The 25,342-nt window shown below is 65.4% G+C and carries 24 protein-coding genes; 16 read left to right on the top strand and 8 right to left on the bottom strand.

Annotated features, from left to right (window positions below; all coding sequences use genetic code 11):
- The first annotated feature begins 311 nt into the window (after window positions 1-311).
- Complete coding sequence (locus OG326_RS12370; protein ID WP_297628059.1) at window positions 312-515, top strand: cold-shock protein; 204 nt, start codon at window positions 312-314, stop codon at window positions 513-515.
- Between the two features lie 276 nt (window positions 516-791).
- On the opposite strand, the gene OG326_RS12365 is transcribed toward OG326_RS12370, so the two are convergent.
- The gene (locus OG326_RS12365; protein ID WP_327144775.1) at window positions 792-1,229 is read right to left on the bottom strand and encodes a DUF1707 SHOCT-like domain-containing protein; all 438 of its coding nucleotides are present in this window, start codon (window positions 1,227-1,229) and stop codon (window positions 792-794) included.
- A gap of 164 nt (window positions 1,230-1,393) precedes the next feature.
- On the opposite strand from OG326_RS12365, the gene OG326_RS12360 reads away from it, so the two are divergent.
- The 8 genes from OG326_RS12360 (at window position 1,394) to OG326_RS12325 (ending at window position 9,768) form a co-directional block, all read left to right on the top strand.
- Complete coding sequence (locus OG326_RS12360) at window positions 1,394-2,626, top strand: acyl-CoA dehydrogenase family protein (RefSeq protein ID WP_327144774.1); 1,233 nt, start codon at window positions 1,394-1,396, stop codon at window positions 2,624-2,626.
- A 2-nt stretch (window positions 2,627-2,628) separates the two neighbouring features.
- Window positions 2,629-3,753, top strand: a complete 1,125-nt coding sequence (locus OG326_RS12355; protein WP_327144773.1) for an acyl-CoA dehydrogenase family protein — start codon at window positions 2,629-2,631, stop codon at window positions 3,751-3,753.
- A 373-nt stretch (window positions 3,754-4,126) separates the two neighbouring features.
- Entirely contained in the window at window positions 4,127-4,675 is a 549-nt protein-coding gene (locus OG326_RS12350; protein ID WP_327144772.1) for a hypothetical protein, read from the top strand.
- A 293-nt stretch (window positions 4,676-4,968) separates the two neighbouring features.
- On the top strand, window positions 4,969-5,457 hold the full coding sequence (locus OG326_RS12345) for a MarR family winged helix-turn-helix transcriptional regulator (protein ID WP_327144771.1): 489 nt from the start codon (window positions 4,969-4,971) through the stop codon (window positions 5,455-5,457).
- A gap of 214 nt (window positions 5,458-5,671) precedes the next feature.
- Window positions 5,672-6,115: a CBS domain-containing protein gene (locus OG326_RS12340; protein WP_327144770.1), complete on the top strand. Its 444-nt coding sequence runs from the start codon at window positions 5,672-5,674 to the stop codon at window positions 6,113-6,115.
- A gap of 16 nt (window positions 6,116-6,131) precedes the next feature.
- Entirely contained in the window at window positions 6,132-7,421 is a 1,290-nt protein-coding gene (locus OG326_RS12335; RefSeq protein ID WP_327144769.1) for an ArsB/NhaD family transporter, read from the top strand.
- Between the two features lie 95 nt (window positions 7,422-7,516).
- Window positions 7,517-9,619, top strand: coding sequence for an acyltransferase family protein (locus tag OG326_RS12330; protein WP_327144768.1), 2,103 nt, complete (start codon window positions 7,517-7,519; stop codon window positions 9,617-9,619).
- Window positions 9,613-9,768: a hypothetical protein gene (locus OG326_RS12325; RefSeq protein WP_327144767.1), complete on the top strand. Its 156-nt coding sequence runs from the start codon at window positions 9,613-9,615 to the stop codon at window positions 9,766-9,768. Before OG326_RS12330 ends, OG326_RS12325 begins: the two co-directional genes overlap by 7 nt.
- A 1-nt stretch (window position 9,769) precedes the next feature.
- On the opposite strand, the gene OG326_RS12320 is transcribed toward OG326_RS12325, so the two are convergent.
- From OG326_RS12320 to kdpF, 5 genes are all read right to left on the bottom strand, one after another.
- Entirely contained in the window at window positions 9,770-10,105 is a 336-nt protein-coding gene (locus OG326_RS12320) for a winged helix-turn-helix domain-containing protein (protein WP_327144766.1), read from the bottom strand.
- Between the two features lie 246 nt (window positions 10,106-10,351).
- Entirely contained in the window at window positions 10,352-11,278 is a 927-nt protein-coding gene (locus OG326_RS12315) for a potassium-transporting ATPase subunit C (RefSeq protein ID WP_327144765.1), read from the bottom strand.
- A complete protein-coding gene (gene kdpB / locus OG326_RS12310; protein WP_327144764.1) occupies window positions 11,278-13,428 on the bottom strand; it encodes a potassium-transporting ATPase subunit KdpB in 2,151 nt (716 codons plus the stop codon). The genes OG326_RS12315 and kdpB overlap by 1 nt, the downstream gene beginning before the upstream one ends.
- On the bottom strand, window positions 13,425-15,101 hold the full coding sequence (gene kdpA / locus OG326_RS12305; protein ID WP_327144763.1) for a potassium-transporting ATPase subunit KdpA: 1,677 nt from the start codon (window positions 15,099-15,101) through the stop codon (window positions 13,425-13,427). Before kdpA ends, kdpB begins: the two co-directional genes overlap by 4 nt.
- Entirely contained in the window at window positions 15,102-15,188 is an 87-nt protein-coding gene (kdpF, locus tag OG326_RS12300) for a K(+)-transporting ATPase subunit F (protein WP_327146451.1), read from the bottom strand.
- Window positions 15,189-15,617: 429 nt separating this feature from the next.
- Between kdpF and OG326_RS12295 the strand changes: the two genes are divergently transcribed.
- The 4 genes from OG326_RS12295 to OG326_RS12280 all read left to right on the top strand — a co-directional run bounded on the left by OG326_RS12295 (window position 15,618) and on the right by OG326_RS12280 (window position 19,831).
- Window positions 15,618-16,304 (top strand): hypothetical protein, encoded by a 687-nt coding sequence (locus OG326_RS12295; RefSeq protein WP_327144762.1) that lies wholly within the window; start codon window positions 15,618-15,620, stop codon window positions 16,302-16,304.
- A gap of 163 nt (window positions 16,305-16,467) precedes the next feature.
- Entirely contained in the window at window positions 16,468-16,620 is a 153-nt protein-coding gene (locus OG326_RS12290) for a hypothetical protein (RefSeq protein WP_327144761.1), read from the top strand.
- The gene (locus OG326_RS12285) at window positions 16,617-19,133 is read left to right on the top strand and encodes a sensor histidine kinase KdpD (RefSeq protein ID WP_327144760.1); all 2,517 of its coding nucleotides are present in this window, start codon (window positions 16,617-16,619) and stop codon (window positions 19,131-19,133) included. The genes OG326_RS12290 and OG326_RS12285 overlap by 4 nt, the downstream gene beginning before the upstream one ends.
- Window positions 19,130-19,831: a response regulator gene (locus tag OG326_RS12280; protein ID WP_327144759.1), complete on the top strand. Its 702-nt coding sequence runs from the start codon at window positions 19,130-19,132 to the stop codon at window positions 19,829-19,831. Before OG326_RS12285 ends, OG326_RS12280 begins: the two co-directional genes overlap by 4 nt.
- A gap of 1 nt (window position 19,832) precedes the next feature.
- On the opposite strand, the gene OG326_RS12275 is transcribed toward OG326_RS12280, so the two are convergent.
- Together OG326_RS12275 and OG326_RS12270 are read right to left on the bottom strand one after the other, a co-directional pair.
- A complete protein-coding gene (locus OG326_RS12275; RefSeq protein WP_327144758.1) occupies window positions 19,833-21,014 on the bottom strand; it encodes a cytochrome P450 in 1,182 nt (393 codons plus the stop codon).
- Between the two features lie 1,046 nt (window positions 21,015-22,060).
- Window positions 22,061-23,569: an HNH endonuclease signature motif containing protein gene (locus OG326_RS12270; RefSeq protein ID WP_327144757.1), complete on the bottom strand. Its 1,509-nt coding sequence runs from the start codon at window positions 23,567-23,569 to the stop codon at window positions 22,061-22,063.
- Between the two features lie 226 nt (window positions 23,570-23,795).
- Here OG326_RS12270 and OG326_RS12265 point away from each other — a divergent pair, with 226 nt between their 5' ends.
- Genes OG326_RS12265 through OG326_RS12255 form a run of 3 tightly spaced genes read left to right on the top strand, consistent with a single transcriptional unit; the run spans window position 23,796 to window position 25,278 of the window.
- Window positions 23,796-24,476 carry an HAD family hydrolase gene (locus OG326_RS12265; protein ID WP_327144756.1) on the top strand — a complete coding sequence of 227 codons (681 nt, stop codon included), beginning with the start codon at window positions 23,796-23,798 and terminating at the stop codon, window positions 24,474-24,476.
- A 59-nt stretch (window positions 24,477-24,535) separates the two neighbouring features.
- Window positions 24,536-25,000, top strand: a complete 465-nt coding sequence (locus OG326_RS12260) for an OsmC family protein (protein ID WP_327144755.1) — start codon at window positions 24,536-24,538, stop codon at window positions 24,998-25,000.
- Entirely contained in the window at window positions 24,997-25,278 is a 282-nt protein-coding gene (locus OG326_RS12255) for an acylphosphatase (protein ID WP_327144754.1), read from the top strand. The genes OG326_RS12260 and OG326_RS12255 overlap by 4 nt, the downstream gene beginning before the upstream one ends.
- Window positions 25,279-25,342 lie beyond the last annotated feature (64 nt).

Genomic DNA, 25,342 nt, shown 5'->3' with positions numbered 1-25,342 from the left:
TTGCCCCGGGTATGCCGGGAACGCGTCCGGTTCCCCGACGAGCCGGCGCGTAGGGTCCAGGGAGTGCGCTGCGTCGCGATCCTGCGGCGCAGAGACTTGCGACACGTCGGCGAGGTGGGAATTCGTCGGATGTCCCTAAGATCAGGTACTCTCTGGGTGTTGCAACTTTTGGTTCTCACAGACTTCAGTACGCGCCTGCTGACCATCACGCAGGCGCGCATTTGTGTTTCCAGTGATTCCTGACGGGGTCATTACAGCGACATCAGATCCGTAAAGTGCGGGTCGCACCAAAACAAAGAGGAGAGTCAATCGTGGCTACCGGTACCGTGAAGTGGTTCAACACCGAAAAGGGCTTCGGCTTCATCGAGCAGGACGGTGGCGGCCCTGACGTGTTCGCTCACTACTCGAACATTGCCGCACAGGGCTTCCGCGAGCTCCAGGAAGGCCAGAAGGTCTCCTTCGACATCGCGCAGGGCCAGAAGGGCCCCCAGGCCGAGAACATCACCCCTGCCTAAGTTTTAGCAGGTGATCGAACGGCGGCCCGGCGTATCTGATACGCCGGGCCGCCGTTCGTTGCGGGCCCGGTAGGACGAGAGCGGTTGTCACCGCTCTCCCCGCCGGGCCTTTGCCATGGCTGGACAAGGCCCGGCCGCCGGGCATGCCCACCACTCTCGGCGACCGCGTTTGCGGTGCTCTCAACGAAAGCTTGCTGCTGCCAATGGGACTCGCAGTCGCTGCCGCCAGATTTCGAGCAGCGGGGCGATTAACGCCGTGTATCCGGCCATGGCGATCTACCGGACGTGGTGGCGACGGTGATGGTGGGGGTTCAAGGCGCCGGCTTCCCAGCCCGTGAGGACTCGGAAGACCAGGACCGCACCCCACGGGCCGATGACCCACAGGGGCCAGGGGTAGGTGAATTCGCCTGTGCCGAAAGAGATCGCGGCCCAGATGAAGAGGCAGAGCACGCTTACCCCGAGCCAGGCGCTGCCTTCGATGCGCTGCCAGATCGGGATGCGGGCAGTGTGCGGAGCGGCGGGCTTGATCGTCAGCGGGGGGAGATCGCTCAGCAGCGGTCGCAGGTCTTCGATGGTGGCGGTGCCGTAGACCCGGCCGAGGCGTTCGTTGTATTCGGTGACGTCGAGGCGACCCTCGGCCATATGGCGGCCGAGGGCGTCGGCGACCTGGGCGCGCTCGGCGTCGGAGGCGCGGGTACCGGCGGTGATGTCCATATCGGGCCTTTCGGGGATATTCCAAAGTGGAATGTATTTCTCCAGAATAAACCTCCACAATGGAGTGTCAAGAGAGTCAAGTGAGGGCGGGTGCCAGCACATTTGCCAGCGAGGGTGAGGCAGTGAGATGGTGGGGGCCAGTTCTTCGCACAAGAGGAGTTTTTGTGGACCTCGACTGGTCGCCCGGTGATCTGGCGTTTCGCGATGAAGTGCGCCACTTCCTCGATGAGAATCTGACTCCGCGACTGCGGCGGGCCGGGCGGCTGGCCACCAGCGTCTACCCGGATCATGAAGCCAGCATGGAGTGGCAGCACATCCTGCACGCCCGGGGCTGGGCCGCGCCCGCGTGGCCGGTGAAATACGGCGGCTGCGACTGGAGCCTCACCCAGCACTACATCTTCGGCCGCGAATGCACCCTCGCCGGCGCACCGAACCTGTCCCCCATGGGTATTCGCATGGTCTCGCACGCCATCATGGCGTTCGGCACCGCGGAGCAGCGGGACTTCTTCCTGCCGCGCATCCTGACCGGCGAGGTCTTCTTCTGCCAGGGCTATTCGGAGCCCGAGGCCGGTTCGGACCTCGCCTCGCTGTCCATGGCCGCGGTCGAGGACGGCGAGGATCTGGTGATCACCGGCTCCAAGATCTGGACCACCCATGCCACCGAGGCCAATTGGATCTTCGCCCTGGTGCGCACCTCCCGGCAGGCCAAGAAGCAGCAGGGCATCACCTTCCTGCTGATACCGATGGACGCGCCCGGCATCACGGTCCGGCCGCTGGTCATGACCTCCGGTGAGCAGGTGCAGAACCAGGTCTTCTTCGATCAGGTGCGCGCACCGAAGGCGAATGTGCTGGGCCGCATCGACGACGGCTGGACCGTCGCCAAATTCCTGCTCAATTTCGAGCGCGGCGGCGGCGCGGCCGCACCGGCGCTGCAGGTGATGGCCGAGGAGCTGGCGCAGGCCGCGCAGACCCAGCCGGGACCGAACGGCGGTGCGCTGATCGATGATCCGGCATTCGCCGCACAGCTCGCCGATGCGCGGATTCGCGCGGATGTGCTGGAGATCCTCGAATATCGCACGCTGGCACTGGTTTCCAGCGGCAAGGATCCGGGTCCGGCCGCCTCCACCATCAAGATCCTGGGCACCGAATTGAGCCAGGTCCTCACCGAACTGGCCCTGGAGGCCGCGGGCCCGCGCGGTCGCGCGTATCAGCCGCACGCCACCATGCCGGGCGGCCCGATCGCCGACTTCACCCCGCCCGCAGACGGTTTCGTCAGCGGCGAGGAGTGGCAGGCGGTCGCACCCCTGCGGTATTTCAACGACCGCGCCGGCTCGATCTATGCCGGCAGCAATGAGATTCAGCGCAATATCATCGCCAAAGCGACCCTGGGACTGTAGCCATGGACTTCTCCTTCACCGCTGAACAAGAACTGCTCCGCGAGACCGTCACGGAGTTCCTCGCGGCTCGCTACAACCTCGAAAACAGCCGCGCCGCAGCCCGTATCGGGGCGGGCTGGCAGCCACAGGTCTGGCGTGGACTGGCGCAGGAGGTCGGCATTCTGGGCGCGGCGCTGCCCGAATCGGTCGGCGGCATCGGCGGCGGACCCGTCGAGACGATGATCATCGCCGAAGCACTGGGCGGCGCGCTCGTGGTCGAGCCGTATATCGACACCGTGGTGGTGGGCGGCGGCCTGCTGCGGCGCGCCACCGGTAAGCGGGCCGAGGATTTGCTCGCCGGCATCACCGAGGGCGAGGTCATCACCGGATTCGCCGCGCTGGAAGCACAATCGGGCTACGACTACACCAATGTCGCCACCATCGCCCGCCGCGACGGTGACGACTGGCTGCTCACCGGAAGCAAGTGCGTGGTCACCTCCGCCCCGCTCGCCACCCACCTGCTGGTGACCGCCGTGGCCGACGGTGAGATCGCGCTCTTCGTCCTGGATGTCGACCCCACGGCCCCGCCCGCCGGTCTCACCGCCGAACCGTTCCGCACCATCGACGAGCGCCCCGCCGCCGACCTCACCTTCGAAAACCTGCGCCTCCCAGCGGATTCCCTGCTGCTGGCGAATGCGAGCGAGGCCGTGGCCGCCACTGTGGACGAGGCCATCGCTGCCGTCGCCGCCGAGGCGGTGGGCATCATGCGCAAGGTCGTCGGCGATACCGTCGAATACACCAGGCAGCGCCACCAGTTCGGCGTCCCGATCGCCAGTTTCCAGGCGCTGCAGCACCGCATGGTGAATATGCATCTGGAGCTCGAACAGGCGGTAGCCGCAACATATCTGGTGACGTTGAAACTGACCGCCGACCCCGTCGAGCGGGCCAAGGCCGCCGCCGCAGCCAAGGTGACCATCGGCCGCGCCGCCCGCCTCATCGGCCAGGAGTCGGTCCAGCTGCACGGCGCCATGGGCATGACCGAGGAATTGCCCATCGGGCACTTTTTCAAGCGTCTCACCGCAATCCAGTACGAATACGGCACCACCGCCCACCACACCGCACGCTATGCGGCACTGACCCGTCCGTAATCGGATAGATATCTCCGTCTTACGAAAGAGTGAATTCCCGAGAACAAAAGACTATGCAGGGAAATTAATAGTCGAGAATACGGTCGATCCCCTGTTCAGAGCTAATATTAATTTTCCAGAGTGAGTTACTAACTGCAGATAAATACATACCGGGCAGATCGTCCGGTATGTATCATCGATGCCAAACCGTTATTTTCAATTCCGCCCGCGGTCAGATGAGAACAGGTTACATTTCAAATCTCTTACGGTTACGGCCCACCACCCCCGGGTCGTGCCATTGCTTCACATTTTGGAGATTATTATGCGATCAACCGCATCTGTGCTGCTTCGTGCCGGCGTTGTTACTCCGGTGGCACTTGCCACTCTCTTCTGTTTGGCCGCCCCCGCAAATGCCACGCCGGTCAGCGTGAACTGGAGTTGTCAGGGCACCATTTTCGGCATTAGCCAAACCTCGAGCATGTCCACCTCGGTCACCGGCACCGCGCCGGGTTCGGCGGCCTCCGGCTCCGCGGTGGCCATCACCCTCACCCCGGGTGCGTCCTCGGTTCCCAGTTCGGCCTCCGGCTTCACTGTGACGAACATCAGCAATCTGAAGATGACCTTCCCGACTCCGGCGAATTCGACGCTGGTCTCGGCCACCGCCTCCGGCGGTAGCGTGGCCGGCACCGTCTCCACCTCCGGCGGGAATGTCGTTCTCACCGTGCCGGGTCCGATCGCGGGCGGCACCAGCTTCACCCCGCCCGCGGTGACCATCAATGTCACCGCCGGTACCCCCGGAACGCCGATCACCAGCAAATATGCGGGGACCAGCTATTCCAACCCGGGCATGACGATGACGACCAAGGTGGCCATCGTCGGCAATGTCGCGACCGCGTGCTACCCGAGCCCGTCCCCCACGCTCACCACAACAACCGTCAGCTGATCCGCAGGGCAGAAGGATCAGCATGACCGCCGGCATACCCCCCGGCGCCATGTGGTGAAGGCCTGGACCGGGCCGCCCGCAGCGGCCCGGTCCAGGTTCCACGAGTTGTATCAGGTAATTACCGTGCCCCGCTTCGGTTTTCATGCGCGAAAACCGATCTGGCCCGGGTGTGTAATGCGGACTATAGCGACGCCCCTGTGTCGTACAGTGCATGTCCGGCCCAGACGTGGACGGTGACTCCTGTTGAGAGGTTTCATGTTTCAAGTGTTCGAGGGTGGGAGCCTGTGCGTCCGATGTCAACCGAACCGGCCCCGATCGCGGTAGAGCTCAGAAAAGCCCTGGAGTTCTATCACGGAACTCTCGAAGATCTTGCCCGCGAATTGATCCGGCTGCTGGGCGTGAACGAGACCGACCGGCGTGCGCTGGAAATCGTCCTGCTCGGAGACGCGAAGTCCACCACACCCGGAATGCTGGCCGAACGGCTGGGCCTCACCGCCGCGGGCGCCACCATCATGCTCAACCGGCTGGAGAAGCAGGGCTATATCACCCGCTCGCTGCACCCCACCGATCGTCGCCGCGTGATCGTGGTGGCCACCGAACTCGCCGCCCGCCGCGTCCAGGACCTCATCTCGACACTGGTCGACGAGGGCTACAAGATGATGCTGAGCTGGTACGCCCCCGCCGAACTCGAAATGATCGCAGGCTTTCTCACCCGGGTGAGCGAACTGCAACAGACACACCGGCAACGCCTCTGCACCATGGACCCCTATCCGCGGCTCTGAAGCGGCAAACCATTCACCGATGCCGAGCCGCCGGCCCGCTCGACGTATTCTTTGACGGAATTCTGTCTTGCGGTGTGCCGGGAAGCCTGGTCGGCGTGCGGCCCGAAGCCTCGGGTCGTGCGCCTCGACGTGGGAGCTTCGGTGCGGCCGCTGTATTCGATCTTGACGTATTCTCTTCGCGTGATACCCCGGCGCAGCGTCGTATCCTGCACGTATGCATGCCGCTCAGATGGCCGAGGAATACCCGATGATCGACCTGGACTCCGACGCGATGGACGCGGCGCGACTACTGGCCGAACATCGACTACCGGGCATCCTGGTGACCGATGCCCAGGGCGCGCCGCATTCGGTGCTGCCGGCCTCGCAGGTGGTGCTGTTCATCGTGCCGAAGTATGTGCAGGACGATCCGTCACTGGCCGGGGTGCTCAACGAGAGCATGTGCAATCAGGTGGCGAATCGGCTGCGCGGCAAGAAGGTTCGCGATGTGATTCCGGAGCGGCTCACCAAGATTCCGGCCGCGCAGGCCGACGACAACACCGTCGAGGTGGCGGCACTCATGGCGCGGTACAAGACGCCGCTCATCGCGGTGCTGGACGGCGAGAAGCTGCTCGGCGTGATCACCGCGTCGCGGCTGCTCGAAGTGGCCCTGACGCACTGACCCCGGCGCGGTCCACGTGACCGCGGTGGCCGTGGCGGTCTTCACGATCGCCTACATCCTGATCGCGACCGAACGCGTCCACAAAACCATTGCGGCGCTGACCGGCGCGGGCGTGGTGATCGCGCTCGGGGTCATGGACTCCGACGATGCCTTCTACTCCCACGAGACCGGCATCGACTGGAATGTCATCTTCCTGCTGCTCGGCATGATGATCATCGTCGGCGTGCTGCGGCAGACCGGTGTGTTCGAATGGGCCGCCATCTGGGCGGCCAAGCGCGCCAAGGGTTCCGCACTGCGGGTGATGATCCTGCTGACGCTCATCACCGCCACCGCCTCGGGCTTCCTCGACAATGTCACCACGATCCTGCTCATCGCCCCGGTGACCATGCTGGTGTGCGAGCGCCTCGATATCCCGCCCGCGCCGTTCCTCATCGCCGAGGTGCTGGCCTCCAATATCGGCGGCGCGGGCACCCTGATCGGCGATCCGCCCAATATCATCATCGGCAGCCGGGCGGGCCTGTCGTTCAACGACTTCGTGGTGAATATGACCCCGATCGTGCTGATCGAACTGGCGGTGTTCACCCTGCTGCTGCCGCGCCTGTTCCGCGGTTCGTTCTCCGTCGATCCCGAACGCGTGGCCGACATCATGGCACTGAACGAGCGTGAGGCCATTCGCGATCCGAAACTGCTGATCAAGAGCGCGGTCGTCCTGGCCGCGGTATTCGCGGGCTTCTTCGGGCAGCCGCTTTTCCACCTCGAACCGTCACTCGTCGCATTGCTCGGCGCGGGCGCGCTGGTGCTGATTTCGGGTTTGCCACAGCGGGATTACCTGGCCGCGGTGGAATGGGAGACGCTGCTGTTCTTCGCGGGTCTGTTCGTCATGATCGGCGCACTGGTGAAAACCGGTGTGATCGGGCGACTCGCGAAATACGCGACCGAGCTCACCGGCGGCAATGCCCTGGTGGCCACCATGCTCATCCTGGTGGTCTCGGCGGTCCTGTCCGGCGTCATCGACAATATTCCGTACGTGGCCACCATGAGTCCGCTGGTCGCACAGCTGGCGGCGACCGTCGGCAATGAAAGTCAGGCGCATGCGCTGTGGTGGGCGCTGGCATTGGGCGCGGATTTCGGCGGCAATCTGACCGCCGTGGGCGCGAGCGCGAATGTGGTGATGCTCGGAATCGCGCGGCGTTCGGACCATCCCATCTCGTTCTGGGAATTCACCCGCAAGGGCATAGTAGTGACGGTGGTCACCATCGTGGTAGCTGCGCCGTATCTGTGGTTGCGGTATTTCGCCTTCGCCTGAGAACCCCTTCGAACAGGGACGAAGAGCACATTCAGGTCAAGATATGTGTGGCGATTGGCAAATTTCGCGTTGCCGATACAAGAATGGTCGCCGCCATGTCCTTATCCAGCACCGAGCAACCCGCGCCCAGAACGCCGGACAGCGACCCGCAGGTCGCGCCGGCGCCGAGTCGAGTTCCCGGCGCCTACCGGCACGATCTGGACGGGCTGCGCGGTATCGCCATCGCCCTGGTCGTCGCCTTCCACATCTGGTTCGGGCGGGTCTCCGGCGGCGTGGACGTCTTCCTGGTGCTGTCGGGCTTCTTCTTCGGCGGCATGCTGCTGCGCCGCGCCGACCACGGCCCGGTGGGCGTGCCCGCGACTATCCGGCGGACACTGCGCCGCCTACTACCCGCGATGGTGGTGGTGCTGGCCGCGGTCGTGGTCACCGCGGTGATCCTGCTCCCCCACACCCGCTGGTCCGATATCGCGGGACAGACGCTCGCCTCGCTCTTCTACTACCAGAACTGGTATCTGGCCCTGTCCTGGTCGGACTATCTGGCCGCCGATCCCTCGGTGAGCCCGCTGCAGCACCTGTGGTCGATGTCGGTGCAGGGCCAGTGCTATCTGGGAATGCTGCTGCTCATCGCGCTGCTGGCCTGGTTCTGCCGCCGCGCCGACCGCCCCGAACGACTGCGACTCGCGACGGCCGTGCTGTTCACCGGTATCGCCGCGGCCTCGTTCTGGTATGCCGCCCAGGGTGTTTCGACACAGCAGGGCTGGAACTACTACGACACCCTGGCCCGCGCCTGGGAACCGCTCGCGGGTGCGCTGCTGGCCATTGCCGCTCCCCTGGTCAAACTTCCGAAGCCGGTGCGCGAGATATTCGCCTGGGCCGGTATCGCCGCGATCGTGGCCTGCGGCTGGGTGTTCAACGGCGTCATGGTGTTCCCCGGCCCCGCCGCACTGCTGCCGGTGGCCGCGACCGCGGCGCTCATTCTGGCGGGCGCCGGGCAGGACACCGCCGATCAACCGGTCGTCAACCGGCTGCTGGCCACCGCGCCCATGGTGGGACTGGGCGGCTTCGCGTACGCGCTGTACCTGTGGCACTGGCCGATGCTCATCTTCTATCTGGGCGAACGGCACGAACGCGAGGCGGGTGCGCTCGGCGGCCTGATCATCATCGCGATCTCGTTCGTGGTGGCCTACGGCATCCACCGGTTCGTGGAGGAGCCGCTGCGGCTGCGGTCCGGCCCGATCGTGCCGTCCCGCACGCGCATGCTCGCCGGGGTCGCGGTCTCGACCGTCGGTGTGCTGCTGCTGGGTTCGACGCTGGCGTGGCAGTGGAGCAATAGCGCCAAGGCCCATGCGGTGGGCGAACTGGACCCGGCCAAGTACCCGGGCGCCTCGGCCCTGACCGATCACGCGCTGGTGCCGCGCGCGCCCATGCGCCCCACCACCGAAGAGGCGCCGGCCGATATCGCCTATCCCACCCGGGACGGCTGCATCGCCGACTTCGACAATCGCACGGTCATCACCTGCAACTACGGTGATACCAATGCGCATCGCACACTGGCCGTGGTCGGCAATTCCCATGCCGAGCACTGGATTCCGGCGCTGCAGATCCTGGGCGAGAAGTACCGCTTCCGCATTGTCGTGTACTTGAAGATGGGGTGTCCGCTCACCGTCGCCGACGAGGACCCCATGTACAAGGGCCAGCACAATCCGGACTGCCGCGACTGGTCGCACGATGTGATCGAACGGCTCGGCACCGAACGCCCCGACTGGGTCTTCACCACCGGCACCCGCCCCGCGGACAATGGCGGCGACGAGGTTCCGGACGACTACCGCGACGTGTGGTCGGCCCTGTCGGACCGCGGCCTGCAGCTGATCACCATCCGCGACACCCCCTGGTTGCGCCGCAACGGTATTCGCTACCGCGCCATCGACTGCCTGGCCTCGGGCGGCAACCGCGTCGAATGCGGAATGAAGCGCACCGACGCCCTCAACCCCGTGAACCCCGCCATCGCCGCAGCCGCAGGCCTGCCCAGCGTGCACAACATCGACCTGAACAACGCCGTCTGCGAACCGTCCGTCTGCGCCGTAGTCGAGGGCAACATCCTCGTCTACCACGACGAACACCACCTGACAGCCAGCTATTCACGTTCGCTCGCACCGGAACTCGACCGCCAGCTGCAGCCGATCCTCGGCTGGTGGTGACCGAGTCCGTCAGGGCGACAACCGATATCGGTGACGAGCGGCCCCCTGCGCCGCCCGCCGTCAGCGATCACGGAGATACGGCCCGGCCACGGCCGCCGCTCTCGGGGGCGGCGGCCGCGGCCGGGGTGATTCAGCTGTGGCCGAGCTGATTCACCGGTCGCGGGCCGCGTCGGACTGTTCGTACAGTTCGACCCAGACCGCGAAGTCGGAGAGCATTTCGACGGTGCGCCAGCCGCTTTCGGTCAGCCGGATCGGTCCCTGGAATTGCAGCGACTCATCCCAGCTGCCGACGCCGTCGGTGGCGACCAGTCCGTGCGCGGCGAGTACGCGCAGCACGCGCGCGGCGCCCTGGCGGCGCATGCCGAGCGCGCCTCGCAATTCATCGACGGTCTGCGGCTCCTGGGCCAGCAGGTCCAGAAGCTCCACCACCCCACGGTGATTCACCAGCTCGCGCAGTGCGCTGAGCTCGTACGCCTGGTTGTCCATCGAACCACTGCCTCACCTTCGGGGCCGAATCCTTGCTTGCTTCAACGCTATTCGGGAGAGGGATGCGGCGGCAGCTGCCTTGACGAAGCCCATGCGGCGCACCTGCCCACATTTACCGAATCCATACAGTCGCGCACTGCGGGAAGCGCAAGAGCCGCAGTCCCTTCCCTGTGCGGAAGTGACTGCGGCCCTTCGCGGCCGACCTCTGCGGTGGTCAGCCGTTGCTTGCGGTAATTCTGCGGCGCCTCAGCCCTTGAACGGGTACTTGCCGTCCAGATCCAGATTGAGCTCGACCACGTTCACCCGCTTCTCACCCATGAACCCGAGGGCCCGGCCGTGCGTATTCGAATCCACCAGCGCCCGAACCTGATCCGCGGAGATACCGCGGGTCTTGGCCACCCGGGCGACCTGAATGGCCGCGTACTCCGGCGAGATATCCGGGTCCAGCCCCGAGGCCGAGGCGGTGACCGCATCGGACGGAACCGCCGTATCGACCGAGGCGTCGCCCCGGATCGGCACGATCTGGCCGGCCGAGTAATCCTCGCCGCGCTTGGCGCATTCGACCTTGACGCCCTCATAGGCGTCCTGGAACGGCTTGGTCGCCGGTCCGCTGGTCGCGCAGGCCTCGTTGACGCTGATCACCTGCGCCGGATGCGTGACATTGCCGTGCGCGTCCCGCGGTCCGATGACCGACAGCACCGAGCCGACGCCGCCGGAGGTGCAGAACGGCCGGCTGCCGTCCACACCCTCGAGCGTGGCGACCGCGGCGCTGCGCGAGCACACCGTGGTGAGCAGGCTGGCCTTGTCCTTCTTCGGATCGCTCGCGTCCAGCGAATCCACCACGGACTCCGGGCCCATATTGCCGAACGCGGTGTTCGTCGGGTCGTAGCCGTCGGGAATGCTGCCGTCGGTCGGCGCGGAGTTGGACGGGCGGGTCTGGAAGTACTGGTTCAGCGCCGTGCCCTTACCGTCGGTGTAGGCCTGGCCGATCAGGCTGCTGCCGACGAGCTTGCCGTCCTGCTTCAGCAGGGAACCTTCTGCCTTGTCCTTCAGACCGGGCAGCTGACCGACACCGAGAACCACTGCGGGATAGATGATTCCGGTAATGACGGTGAGCACCAGCAGCGCACGCAGCGCCGCGAGGTGCTGCCGGATCCAGGTTGACATACGCATTAGGACATCCCCGGGAAGAATTGGATGACAAGGTCGATGAGCTTGATCCCGATGAACGGCGCGACGATGCCGCCGATGCCGTAGATGAGGAGATTGCGGCTCAACAGCTTCGAGGCACTCGAGGGCGTGTAGTTGACTCCTCGCAGCGCCAGCGGAATCAGGCCCACGATGACGAGGGCGTTGAAGATGACCGCGGACAGGATCGCCGACTGCGGGCTGTGCAGGCGCATGATGTTCAGCACGTCCAGGCCCGGGAACAGCACCACGAACATCGCGGGAATGATCGCGAAGTACTTGGCGATGTCGTTGGCGATCGAGAACGTGGTGAGCGCGCCACGGGTGATCAGCAACTGCTTGCCGATCTCCACGATCTCGATGAGCTTGGTCGGATCCGAATCCAGATCGACCATATTGCCGGCTTCCTTGGCCGCCGACGTCCCGGTGTTCATGGCGACACCGACATCCGCCTGGGCAAGCGCGGGAGCGTCATTGGTGCCGTCACCGGTCATGGCGACCATGCGGCCACCCTGCTGCTCCTTGCGGATCAGCGCCAGCTTGTCCTCGGGAGTGGCCTCGGCGAGGAAGTCGTCGACTCCGGCCTCGTCCGCGATCGCCTTGGCGGTCAGCGGATTGTCGCCGGTGATCATGACGGTGCGGATGCCCATCTTGCGCATCTCGTCGAAGCGCTCGCGCATGCCCTGCTTGACGACATCCTTGAGGTGGATGACGCCGAGCACGCGGGGCTTGCCCTTGACGACCTCACCGACGACCAGCGGCGTACCACCGGAGGCGGAGATGCCGTCCACGGCCGCGCCGAGCGCGTCCGGAACCTGACCGCCCTGCGCCCGCACCCATTCGGTGACGGCGCTGGCGGCGCCCTTGCGCAGCTGATGACCGTCGGACAGGTCCACACCGGACATCCGGGTCTGAGCGGTGAACTCCACCCAGGTCGCGCCGGTCAGTTCCCCGGCGGTGCGCTCGCGCTTGTTGTACGCCGTCTTGGCGTACACCACGATCGAGCGACCCTCGGGGGTTTCGTCCGCGAGGCTGGAAAGCTGTGCGGCATCGGCCAATTCGTCCGCGGTGACGCCGGGCACGGGCACGAAGTCCGCGGCCTGGCGGTTACCGAGGGTGATGGTGCCGGTCTTGTCCAGCAGCAGGGTGTTGACGTCGCCGGCGGCCTCGACGGCACGACCGGACATGGCCAGCACATTGCGCTGCACCAGGCGGTCCATACCGGCGATGCCGATGGCGGACAGCAGCGCGCCGATGGTGGTCGGAATCAGGCAGACCAGCAGCGACACCATGACGATGCCGGTGACGCCGTTGATATCGAGCGCCTGATTGTCCGGCACACCCGGGTTGCTGATCTTCGAGAAGATGGCCAGCGGCTGCAGCGTCGCCACCGCGAAGACGAAGATGATCGTCAGCGCGGCGAGCAGGATGTTCAGCGCGATCTCGTTCGGCGTCTTCTGCCGGCTCGCGCCCTCGACGAGCGCGATCATCTTGTCGATGAACGAGCCGCCGGGCTCCTGGGTGATCTTGACGACCACCCGGTCCGACAGCACTGTGGTGCCGCCGGTGACGGCCGAGCGGTCACCGCCGGACTCACGGATCACCGGCGCGGATTCACCGGTGATGGCCGATTCATCCACGGAGGCAATGCCTTCCACGACATCACCGTCACCGGGGATGACCTGTCCGGCTTCGACGACCACATAGTCGCCGCGCTGCAACTGCGGTGCGGGAACGCTCTCCTCCACCACGCGGGCGCCGGGCGACCAGTTCGCCAGGCGACGAGCGACGGTGTCGGTCTTGGCCTTTCGCAGTGCGTCCGCCTGCGCCTTACCGCGCCCCTCGGCGACGGCTTCGGCCAGATTGGCGAAAATCACTGTGAGCCAGAGCCATACGACGATCGCCCAGGCGAAGAACGTCGGATGCGCGATGGCCAGGATGGTGGACCAGACCGCGCCGATCTCGACGATCAGCATGACCGGATTGCGCCACATGGTGCGCGGATCGAGCTTCTTACAGGCGTCCGGAAGCGCCTTCACCAGCATCTTCGGATCGAACGCCCCGCTCGCGACGCGCCCCTTCGGGACGTCCTGCGGCGCTGTCACCGGTGCGGAATCGATAGTGGGAGTGGTCATGAGTGGATTCCTTCAGCGAGCGGCCCGAGCGCAAGCATGGGCAGGAAGGTGAGCGCGACGAGAATGACCGTCACACCCGCGACCATGCCGACGAACTGCGGCCGATGCGTCGGCAGGGTGCCCTCGGATTCCGGGGTGAAGCCCTGCTTCGCCAGCGAACCGGCCAGAGCCAGCACGAAGATCATGGGGACGAAGCGGCCGAACACCATGGCCAAACCCAGTGCCGTGTTCCACCATTGGGTGTTTCCGGAGAGACCGGCGAAGGCGGAACCATTGTTGTTGGCCGCGGAAGTGAAGGCGTACAACACTTCCGACAAACCGTGTGCTCCGCTGTTGGCCATACCGGCTCGTTCACCGGGCAGTGCCATCGCAATGGCCGTGCCGGTCAGAGCGATCAGCGGCGTGACCAGGAAATACGAAGCAGCAAGCTTGATTTCGCGCGGATTGATCTTCTTGCCCAGGTACTCCGGGGTGCGACCGACCATCAGGCCGGCGACGAAGACCGTGATCACGGCGAGGATCAGCATGCCGTACAGGCCGGAGCCGGTACCACCGGGCGCGACCTCACCGAGCTGCATGTTGAACATGGTCATCATGCCGCCGAGGCTGGTCATCGAATCGTGCGCGGAGTCCACCGCACCGGTCGAGGTCAGCGTGGTCGCATCGGCGAAGGTCGCCGAATTCGATACGCCGAAGCGGGTTTCCACGCCCTCCATGGAGGCGCCGATCGCACTCGGCACCGTGCCGTGGTGCTGCAGCTGGAACAAATTCATGACCGTGACGCTCAGGATCGCCAGCACGCCCATGACTGCGGCGATGGCGACGCCCTGCTTCTTGGAACCGACCATGCGGCCGAAGGTGCGCGGCAGCGAGAAGCTGATGACCAGCAGCAGGAAGATCTCCAGCCAGTTGGTCCACGCGGTCGGGTTCTCGAACGGGTGCGCGGAGTTGACGTTGTAGAAGCCGCCACCATTGGTGCCGAGTTCCTTGATCGTCTCCTGGCTGGCAACGAGTCCACCCGGCAGGGTTTGTGAACCGGTGTTGCCGACAGTTGTCGCGACCTGGTCGTACATGTGCAGGTTCTGGATCACGCCACCGGCGATGAGCACGATGGCGAACAGGATCGCGAACGGCAGCAGAATGCGGGTGGTTCCCCTCACCAGATCCACCCAGAAGTTGCCGAGCTCGCCGGTGTGCCGGCGCGCGAAACCGCGCACCAGCGCGATCGCGACCGCCATGCCCACGGCGGCGGAGACGAAGTTCTGCACCCCGAGGCCCATGGCCTGCACGAGGTGACCCATCGTCGACTCACCGGCGTAGTTCTGCCAGTTGGTATTGGTGACGAAGCTGATCGCGGTGTTCCATGCCAGATCCGGGGTCATCTTGGTGCCCGGATTGTTCTGGTGCAGCGGCAGTTTGCCCTGCAGCAGCTGCATGAAGAACAGGAACAGCACGCTGACGGCCGAGAAGGCCAGCACACTGCGTGCGTAGACCGCCCAGGTCATCTCCACGCCCGGCTTGACGCCGATCAGCTTGTAGATGCCGCGTTCGACCTTGGAATTCTTCTCGCTGCTGTAAACCCGGTACATGTAGTCGCCCAGGGGGACATGAACCAGGGCCAGCGCGACAATCAGGGATATGACGAAGATGATCCCCGCTGTAGTCGTACTCACCTAGAACCTCTCCGGGTAAAGCAGCGCCGCAACCAGATAGATGGCGATAGCGATGGCCAGGACCAGACCGATGATGTTCTGAGTCACAGCCGTTCCACCCCGCGTTGGATCAAGCCGAACAGGGCGAAAATCGCCACGGTCAGCACTGTGAAAACGACGACGGACATCTCTTCGAAACCTCTCTCTACATGCCGCACCTCAGATGCGACGGGAGTGAGTCAAACGCTCGTTTGGTCCGATTTCGAGGGTCTTTACGCTCTCTTAGCGTCTCAAACCGACGCATTGACGTTCCGCTTACAGAGGTTCCCGGAGTGTCGAACGCGCTCCGTCAACATCCGCCGTAATGCCGTAAAGAAAGCGTCAGGACCAGGCATTACCTAGTTGATCTAGGTCACGGGTTGAGATACCGCAGCCGGGGTATCCGGCGTAACGGGTCGGCGAATCCTCGTGTCGGACCGTCGAACCGCTGCACGCCGTCCGTAATCTCGGGCAGGCCGACAAGAAGGGGATGCCGCAATGTTCGAACGTGCGCTGCAGAAGTCCGTGGAAATGGTGATCCGCGGCGGGACGGGCTTACAGGCCCCGCTGGCGGCGAAGTATGTGGGCAGGCTGCGCCGCAAGCACCCCGGCCGTTCGCCCGAGGACATTACGCACGGGCTGGAATGGCGATACCTGACCATCGTCACCGTCAGCGGCACGGTCGCGGGCCTGAGCGCCGCGGTTCCCGGCGTGGGCACGCTGATCGGATTGGCCGTCAGCGGCGTCGAATCGGTGTTCTTCCTGGAGGCGTCCGCGCTGTACGCGGCCTCGATGAGCGCGGTGCACGGTATGGAGTCGCTGCCGCCGAAGCAGCGGCGCACGCTCATCGCCGGTGTCGTTCTCGGCGAGGCGGGTTCGGAAATGCTCGGCAAGAGCGCCAGCCAATCGGCCCGGGACTGGGCCACCGTGGTGGCCGACAAACTTCCCGTCGTCCGCAATATCGACAATGCCATGGCGAAACGGTTCATCGGCGGGTTCATCGTCAAGCGCGGTGTCCTCATGTTCGGTAAGACGCTGCCCGCCGGAATCGGCGCGGTCATCGGCGGTGTCGGCAATCACGCGCTCGGTAAGACTGTGATCACCAACGCACACAACACATTCGGTTCCGCACCCGAGAATTGGGCCGATACGAAAGCCGATATCCCCGTATCCACTTCGGTCTAGGCGCAGCATTCCGGAACCGGGCGCACACATGCCGTCAACATCGGCGGGGGATCCGTAAAGAAACCGTCAGTACCGAGCTATCGAACCAGGTCAGCGGTAAACAAAAGGGACCCGACCGGCTGTTCGGCGGGCCCCATCGATCCGCCTGAACAAGGAGACGACCGTGCCGCATCTCGCCGTGAGCCTGATGGTGATATTCGGGTTCCTGGGTGCCGCGCTGTGCCTGCGGGTGCTCGCCAATTCCGTGCCCGCTCGCACCCCCGTCCGCGCGGCCGAGCCCGAGCTACGCGCGCGGCACGCAATGATGAACGAGTGAAACGCGGCCAACTACGGATCTATCTGGGTGCAGCCCCTGGCGTCGGCAAGACCTTCGCCATGCTGTCGGAGGCGCACCGCAGGCTCGAACGCGGGCGCGATGTAGTCGCGGCCGTCGTCGAGACGCACGGACGATCCAAGACCGCGGAAATGCTGGCCGGCATCGAGCGCATCCCGCCCCGGATGATCGAGTATCGCGGGACGACCATGCCGGAACTGGACGTCGAAGCGGTGCTGCGCCGGCACCCCGCCGTGGTGCTGGTGGACGAGCTGGCACACACCAATGTGACCGGAAGCAAGAACGAGAAGCGCTGGCAGGACGTGCAGGAGCTGCTCGAGGCCGGGATCGACGTGGTCTCGACGGTCAATGTGCAGCACCTGGAGAGTCTCAACGACGTGGTCGAGCAGATCACCGGGATCGTGCAGCGAGAAACCGTGCCGGACTGGGTCGTTCGCTCCGCGGATCAGGTCGAGCTGGTGGACATCACACCGGAAGCACTGCGCCGCAGGATGTCTCACGGCAATGTCTACGCCGCGGAGAAAGTGGATGCCGCACTGCGCAATTACTTCCGGCCCGGCAACCTGACCGCGCTGCGCGAACTGGCGCTGCTGTGGCTGGCCGACCAGGTGGACTCCGCGCTCGCGAAATACCGTGCGGACCACAAGATCACGGCCACCTGGGAGGCGCGCGAGCGCCTGGTGGTGGCCGTCACCGGCGGCGCCGAATCGGAGACCATCCTGCGCCGCGCCAGCCGCATCGCCGCCAAATCCAGTGCCGAGCTGATCGTGGTGCACGTCGTGCGCGGTGACGGCCTGGCCGGGGTATCGGCACAGCGATTGACCCGGCTCCGAGAGCTGGCGACCGGCCTGGGCGCCAGCCTGCACACCGTGACCGGAGAGGATGTGCCCACGGCGCTCCTGGATTTCGCACGACAGGTGAACGCGACCCAGCTGGTGCTGGGCACCTCGCGGCGCTCCCGCTGGGCCCGCGTGCTCGATGAGGGCATCGGCGCCAATGTGGTGCAGCAGTCGGGAAAGATCGACGTGCACATGGTCACTCACGAGGAATCCAACCGCGGGTTCCGCTGGTCGTCGCTGACCCGCAGGGAACGCAGCCTCGGCGCCTGGTCCGCCGCGGTGCTCGTACCGTCGCTGATCTGCACGGTGACGTACTTCTGGCTGGATCGCTGGCTGGATCTCGGCGGTGAGAGCGCGCTGTTCTTCATCGGCGTCATCGCCGTCGCGCTGTTCGGCGGTGTGGCTCCGGCGGCGCTGTCGGCACTGCTGGGCGGCCTGCTGCTCAACTGGTATTTCACCGCGCCCCGCTACAGCCTCACCATTGCCGAGCTGGACAACTTCCTCACCATCGTGGTGATGCTGCTGGTGGCGGTCGCGGTGGCGGCCCTGGTCGATGTGGCGGCCAAACGAACGCGGGAGGCGCGCAAGGCATCCCGGCAGGCCGAGCTGCTCGCACTGTTCGCGGGCTCGGTGCTCAGCGGCGCGGATCTGCAGGATCTGCTGGAGCGAGCGCGCGAGACCTACAACCAGGACGCGGTCAGCCTCGTCACCGATAACGGCGTGGTCTCCTCGGTGGGCGAGAACCCGCCGCTGCGGGTCATCGACGCCGAAACCGCACTGGAGGCGGGCGATGACATCCACTGGCTGCTGCTCAGCGGGCGCTCGGTGACCGCCGGCGACCGCCTCGTGCTCGGCGCCGTCGCGAATCAGGCTGCGGGACTGGTGCATCAGAAGCAGCTGCAGGAGGAGGCGAGCTCCGCGCAGGCGGTGGTCGAGACCGATAAGCTGCGCCGCGCCCTGCTGTCGGCGGTGAGCCACGATCTGCGCACCCCGCTGGCCGCGGCCAAGGCGTCGGTGTCCAGCCTGCGCAGCAATGATGTGGAGTTCTCCCCCGAGGACACCGCCGAATTGCTGGAGACCATCGAGGAATCGGTGGATCAGCTCACCGCACTCGTCGGCAATCTGCTCGACTCCTCACGGCTCGCGGTCGGAGTGATCAAACCCCAGATGCGCCGCGTCTACCTCGACGAGGTGGTGCACCACGCACTCATGAGCATGGGCACGCGCGGTCTGCGGCGCACCGCCATGAACCGGGTGAAGGTCGAGGTGGGCACGGTCTCGGTGCTGGCCGACACCGGATTGCTGGAACGCGTGCTCGCCAACCTGATCGACAATGCGGTGCGCTACTCCCCCAGCGACACGCCCGTGCGCGTGACGGCCGAACCGACCGGCGCACAGGTCGCCATCACCATCGTCGACGCCGGTCCCGGCGTACCGGCCGGTATGGAAGATCAGCTGTTCGAGCCGTTCCAGCGGCTCGGCGACCGCGATAATTCCACCGGCGTCGGACTCGGGCTGTCGGTGGTCCGCGGGTTCGTGGACGCCATGGACGGCACCGTGCACGCCGAGACCACCCCCGGTGGAGGGTTGACAATGGTGATCGAACTACAAGCCTGCGACGATTCGCAGCCTTGCGAGGAACAGGAGATCGGGTGACGAAGCCGGCGCCGGCGCCGACCAAAGTCCTGGTGGTCGATGACGAACCACAGATTCTGCGCGCCCTGCGCATCAATCTGTCGGTCCGCGGCTATGAGGTGACCACCGCGTCCACCGGGGCCGCGGCCCTGCGCGCGGCCGCCGAGAAACACCCGGATGTGGTTGTGCTCGACCTCGGCCTGCCCGATATGGACGGCATCGAGGTGCTGGCCGGACTGCGCGGCTGGTCGACCGCGCCGGTGATCGTGCTGTCGGCCCGCACCGATTCCTCGGACAAGGTCGAAGCGCTGGACGCGGGCGCGGACGACTACGTCACCAAGCCCTTCGGCATGGACGAGCTGCTGGCCCGGCTGCGCGCCGCCGTGCGCCGGTCCTCCTCCACCGCGGACACCTCCGAGCCGGTGATCGAAACCTCTTCCTTCACAGTCGATCTGAGCGCCAAGAAGGTCACCAAGCAAGGCCACGACGTGCACCTCACCCCCACCGAATGGGGCATGCTGGAAATGCTCGTGCGCAACAAGGGCAAACTCGTCGGCCGCCGCGAACTGCTGCGCGAGGTGTGGGGACCGTCCTACGCCACCGAAACCCATTACCTGCGGGTGTATCTCGCGCAATTGCGGCGCAAGCTCGAGGACGACCCGTCACAGCCCAAACACCTGCTCACAGAGGCCGGTATGGGATACCGCTTCCAGGTCTGAGTCAGCGCGACAGGCGGATCGGCAACGACTTCAGGCCATTGTTGAGGTTGGAGCGGATCCGCCGGGCCGGGCCGATCTGCTCGATATCCGGGAAGCGGGCGAGCAGCTCCTCGAAGAACACCCGGCCTTCCATACGAGCCAGATGCACACCGAGGCAGAAATGCTGGGCGAGCCCGAAAGACAAGTGCGGGTTAGGGTTCCGGCGAATATCGAACCGCTGGGAATCGGCGAACACCTCCTCGTCACGATTGGCCGAGGTGTACCACATGGCCACCTTGTCCCCGGCCTTGATCGGAACGCCGCGGATCTCGGTATCGGCGGTGGCGGTGCGCCGGAAGTAGTGCAGCGGATTGGCGTAGCGCAGAATCTCTTCCACCGCACCGGGAATCAGCGCCGGATCCGCGCGTAGCGCCCGCATCTGCTCCGGATGCTGCAGCAACAGTTGCAATCCCGCCGACAGCATGGTCTTGGTCGTGTCATTGCCCGCGGTGACCAGCTGCGTGAAGAAGCTGCCGAACTCGATGTCCGACATGGCCTTTCCACCGAACTCACCCGCCAGAATGAGCGATGTCAGATCGGCCTGCGGCTCCTGCTCGCGCCGCGCCATGGAGAATTGGATGGCATAGATGGCCATCTTGGTCAGCTCGGCTGTGACGTCGAAATCACCGACGAGTTCTGGATCCTGCTGACTGGTGGACTGTTCCGCCCAATGCCGGATATCCGGCCAGTCAGCTTCGGGAATACCGAACAGCCCGCCGACCACCTGACTCGGCAGCACCCCCGCCACGTCGTGCACGAATTCGACGTCACCGCCGACACTTTCGAGCAGCTGCCGGGTCAACTCCCGCACCCGCCCCTCCAGCTCCCCGATCACCCGCGCCTTGAAATGCTCGGCCAACGGCCTGCGGTACTCGGTATGCCGAGGCGGATCCATCATCAGCAACATATTCCGGGTCTGCTCCAGCCGCTCCGCAGGCTGATCCTCCAGAATCACACCCCCCACCTCAGCCGAGAACAACTGCGGATTCCGCGCCACATGCGCCACATCCGCATGCTTCAACACCGCCCAATACCCCGGCTCCCCCGGCATCTCCTGCCAGTACACCGGCTGCGACCCCCGCAACTCCGCAAAGAGCTCATGAATAGGCCCACCCACATACAGCTCCGGATCGTAGATATCCACGCCCACAGCACACCTCGGCATTCACTGGCAAGTATCCGTCTTCCCTTCGGACGCTAACTCGCCCCCACCCACCCCGAGCCCATACCCACCACCAATCCCATTCAGTGGACACCCCCACCACCCCACACCTCAGCCCCCTCCCCCCTGGACTCCGAGTCTTGCTCTTTTGTGTTTTGTTCTCGAGAACGGCACCACAGCCGGTCGACCGAGCTGGTACCGCAGGTAATCGTCCCAACCGCGGAAGGTAAGCCGGGTACCCCTCCCCACGTGCCCAGCACGGCCATCTCGGGCTTTGCCCGCACCCCCTGCTGACCAACCCTGCCCGAGGGGCAAGAAACCCAGGTGCACCGACGGTTTCGGCATAGAAACCATCGGCCACCATGGACGCAATAGCGGGTCTCTCAGCGGCACAACGGTTATCAGGTCTATCCCGCGTAGACACCTGCTGTGCGGTCGGAGAGAAGGCCTGTGCAGTGCCTGCTTCGGGGGGATTCGAGACCGAGACAGGCCGGTGCACCTGGGTTGCTTGCGCCGAGAGGCTGTGATGGGTCTCTGGGTGCGGGCAGGGCCCGAGATGGCCGTGCTGGTGGCGTCAGGTGGGGTACCCGATTTACCTTCCGGACCAAGGAGATACCCGCGGTACCGGCGGGGTCGACCGGCTGTGGTCCGGTCTCAAAGACACAAGACGAAAAGACAAGAGCCGAAAGACAAGGACGCCTGGAAACAAGGGATCGAAGAACACGAACCCGGAAGGCCACGTCGGGCAACGGCCTGCCGCAGGAGCGGGATCAGGCCCGCAGGGCAGGGCAGGGGCAGGGGCAGGGAAGACTCGCGGTCTGGCGTGGTGGTGTGGTCCGGTGGGCGAGCAGATTCGGTGGTGGCCCTCAGTGGTGTTGCCGCCCTGCAAGTCCGTGCCCGGGGCACGGAAACCTGTTGCCGCGGTGGGGTTGTCACTGTTCGGCGAGCGAACCGGCCCGAAAGCCGATGCGGCAACGACCTCTAGCACCGACAGGATCAACCTGTCGGTGACACCAGAGGCGGGAAATCTATTGTCGCGGTGGGGGTGTGATGGCCCGGCCGACCACCCGGTACCGAACCGGGGACAACCCCGAGGCACGACACACCCTGCGGGGCCGCAGCGACGGCGGAACCTCGGTCAACAACTCACCAGGATGATGCAGGTGATTGACCCGTGGAGTCCGGGTCGGATCCACATGCGCAGGCGCGATCCACGCCGTACGGCCCGGGAAGTCCGAATCCGCACCGAGTTTGATCGTCTTCCAGCCGCGTGGGCCGTCCTTGACCAAGGCATGGCAGTGATCGCACGCCAGAGTGAGGTTCTCGATGTCGGTCGGGCCGCCCTTGCTGAACTCGGTCACATGATGGGCCGCAGCCATACTCGCCGGAGCGCTGCAGCCCGGGCGAGTGCACCCGCGTTCGGTGGCGATCAACGCCAACCGTTGTGCCGGGTTCGCCAGGCGGATTTCCCCGATATGCAACGGCATCCCGTGCTTGTTCTTCACGAGGACGAACGTCTTGGAGTCGCGGGCCATCAACGCAAGGGCGTTCTCGACCGGGATGTGCCCACCGGTGGCCAAAGTCGCCACCCCCGAGGCGCGTTCGACATCTTCGATGTCGATGGTCATGATCGTCGACACCGGCAGGCCGCGATGCGAACCGAGTTTGGCGGGGTTGAAGTCCGGGTGCAACACCGCCAGCAACGCATCATGCTGGCGTTGGGCCTTGCTGCGCTCGTCCCGGGCCGCGCACGCTTCCAGCACATCCCGGGGCACCGGGTTGTCCTCATCCTCGGCCCACGGGCTTTCCTTGTCCGCGGGATTGCACATCCCCGGACGCGCCAGCTTCGCCATCACCGCATCGAACGCCGCACGGGCATCGGGGGTGAGCTCGACAGTGAGGGTGGACATGAGGTCGTAGCGTTGCGGGCTCAGAACCGCGCTGCGCTGGTTCTGCCGGTCCGCGTTCTCGGTCAGCTTGCCGTCCGGGTCGAGGTATCCCAGGATCATCTCCCCGATCCTCGGCAGATGCGTCGGATCCAAAGCGCGCGCCTGCCGGGCCAACTCCTGCTCGGCATACGCGCGAGCCTCGGCAGGGACCTTGCCGGGCAACCGGTTCATCACCTGCCGGATCACCCGCACATGATCGAGGGAGATCGCCCCCTCGTCGAGGGCTTGGGCGGCGTTCGGCAGCACCGGGGCCGCGTCGGGCTCGTCGCCGACCCGGTGCCACACCGCGAGATCCTCGGCGGTGCGCCACCGGTTGATCGCGTCCCCGTGCGAAATGTGCAGCACCGATTGCAGATACAACGCCGGACTACCGGACCCGTTGAGGGCGGGCAAGGAACGCGCGCAGGCTTGCACGATCAGATCCCGTTGTACCGATGCCAACCGGCGGGTGCTGGTCTCGATCTGCTGCATCAACGCCACAATGTCGGTGTCCGGCAACGGAATCAACGGCAGGTTGGTCAGGGAATCGACCGCAGCGGCCAGCGCGGCTGCACCGGTCGCGATTGCGGATTCTCCCCCTGATTCCATGCCTTTATTCTACTCCGCGAAAACAGACCCGGAAAGGCGAATTCCGTTGTGATATAAGGATATTCAGAATATCCGATCTTCACCTTTTGCCGCTTTCCGTTCTGCGCCTTTCGTTTTCTTCCTTCTTTTCCAGGCGTCTTTGTCTCTGCCCTCTCCCCCCATCCTCCGGCCCCGAACACCAGGCCCGGAGCAGCCTCCCGATCGCGCATGGATGACCATGTAGACCATGTCCACCAAGGCAGTCATTTTCGATATGGATGGCGTACTCATCGACACCGAACCCATCTGGGAGGAGGTGCGGCGTGAGTACATCGGTGAGATGGACGGGCGCTGGCTGGCCGATACCCAGGACCGGTTCATGGGGATGAGCACCTCTGAATGGTCGATTTACACCAGCGAGGACCTGCTCGACGGGCGACGTACCCCGGAGCAGGTGGCCGAGGATGTCATCTCGCGCATGGCTGCGCGCTACGCCGATCATCTGCCGCTCATGCCCGATGCCGCGGAGACCGTGCGCCGCTTCGCCGGACAGTTCGTGCTCGGCCTGGCCAGCTCCTCGCCCCGCCGGCTCATCGATGTGGTGCTGGACCATATGGGCGTCACCGACCTGTTCCGCACCACCGTCTCGACCGAGGAGGTCGAGCGCGGCAAGCCCGCACCCGACGGTTACCTCGCCGCGGCGGCAGGGCTCGGCATCCCGCCCGAACAGTGCGTGGCCATCGAGGACTCCAGCAACGGCCTGCGCGCCGCCTACGCGGCGGGCATGACGGTCATCGCCGTCCCGCACCCGCGCTACCCACCCGCACCGGACGCCCTCGCGCTGGCCTCATACATTGCCGACGGCGGATTGAGATCCGTCACACCGGAGCTCGCGGCGAGCCTGGCACCGGTGTCGGAATTCCGCTGACCTCGCGAGCGTTCCGAACCGAACGGTAGTGAACCGAGAACGAATGCGAGGATCTAGGCATGTCCGAACAGACCGCCGCACCGCAGACCGCCGCACCCGCCCAGGCCGCCGAACCGGTCGAACTGTGGGCCGAGCGCACCGGGACCCGGGCCTACACCGGTCGCAATAATCGTGGCGGCGAAGTGCTCATCGCCTCCGCGGGCGTGCCCGGCGCCTTCACCCCGGGTGAGCTGCTGAAGATCGCGCTCGCCGGATGCACCGGTTTGAGCGCCGACTTCACCCTCTCGCGCAAGCTCGGCGACAACTTCGATTCGACCGTGCGCGTCTCCGGCGACGCCGACCGCGAGAACGAGACCTATCCGGAGCTCAACGAGTCCTTCGAGCTGGACCTCAGCGAACTCGACGAGGAAACCCGGCAGCGCATGCTGGTCGCCGCGCAGCGCGCCATCGACAAGGTCTGCACCGTCGGCCGCACGCTCAAGGCGGGCACCACGGTCAATCTGACCTTCCGCGTAGACGAATGACGGCAACCCCGGTCCGGCTCAGCGCCTGGGTGCACGGTCGGGTGCAGGGTGTCGGGTTCCGCTGGTGGACTCGGTCACGCGCACTGGAACTGGGCCTGACCGGGTACGCCCGCAATCATCGGGACGGCCGCGTGCATGTGATCGCCGAGGGACCGCGCGAGAATTGCGACACGCTGCTCACCCTGCTGCGCTCGGGCGACACACCGGGCCGGGTCAACCTCGTCGTAGAGGACTGGGGGCCCGCATCGGGAGGCATAATCGGATTCGAAGAGCGTTGACGCGCACCCGGTCGCTATTGACCAGCACCGAGTCGTCGCAGCACATAGAGTCGCTGAGGCGAAC

This window comes from Nocardia sp. NBC_01327 (assembly GCF_035958815.1).
Taxonomy (GTDB): domain Bacteria; phylum Actinomycetota; class Actinomycetes; order Mycobacteriales; family Mycobacteriaceae; genus Nocardia.
The sequence above is the reverse complement of the archived record's forward strand: the minus strand, read 5'-3'. Positions and strand labels throughout refer to the sequence as shown.

Coding starts and splice junctions, on each gene's coding strand:
- OG326_RS12365 (WP_327144775.1), bottom strand. CDS start 1,229: ATGGACATCACCGCCGGTACCCGCGCCTCCGACGCCGAGCGCGCCCAG.
- OG326_RS12355 (WP_327144773.1), top strand. CDS start 2,629: ATGGACTTCTCCTTCACCGCTGAACAAGAACTGCTCCGCGAGACCGTC.
- OG326_RS12345 (WP_327144771.1), top strand. CDS start 4,969: ATGTCAACCGAACCGGCCCCGATCGCGGTAGAGCTCAGAAAAGCCCTG.
- OG326_RS12340 (WP_327144770.1), top strand. CDS start 5,672: ATGCATGCCGCTCAGATGGCCGAGGAATACCCGATGATCGACCTGGAC.
- OG326_RS12330 (WP_327144768.1), top strand. CDS start 7,517: ATGTCCTTATCCAGCACCGAGCAACCCGCGCCCAGAACGCCGGACAGC.
- OG326_RS12320 (WP_327144766.1), bottom strand. CDS start 10,105: ATGGACAACCAGGCGTACGAGCTCAGCGCACTGCGCGAGCTGGTGAAT.
- OG326_RS12315 (WP_327144765.1), bottom strand. CDS start 11,278: ATGCGTATGTCAACCTGGATCCGGCAGCACCTCGCGGCGCTGCGTGCG.
- kdpB (WP_327144764.1), bottom strand. CDS start 13,428: ATGACCACTCCCACTATCGATTCCGCACCGGTGACAGCGCCGCAGGAC.
- OG326_RS12295 (WP_327144762.1), top strand. CDS start 15,618: ATGTTCGAACGTGCGCTGCAGAAGTCCGTGGAAATGGTGATCCGCGGC.
- OG326_RS12270 (WP_327144757.1), bottom strand. CDS start 23,569: ATGGAATCAGGGGGAGAATCCGCAATCGCGACCGGTGCAGCCGCGCTG.
- OG326_RS12265 (WP_327144756.1), top strand. CDS start 23,796: ATGTCCACCAAGGCAGTCATTTTCGATATGGATGGCGTACTCATCGAC.
- OG326_RS12260 (WP_327144755.1), top strand. CDS start 24,536: ATGTCCGAACAGACCGCCGCACCGCAGACCGCCGCACCCGCCCAGGCC.
- OG326_RS12255 (WP_327144754.1), top strand. CDS start 24,997: ATGACGGCAACCCCGGTCCGGCTCAGCGCCTGGGTGCACGGTCGGGTG.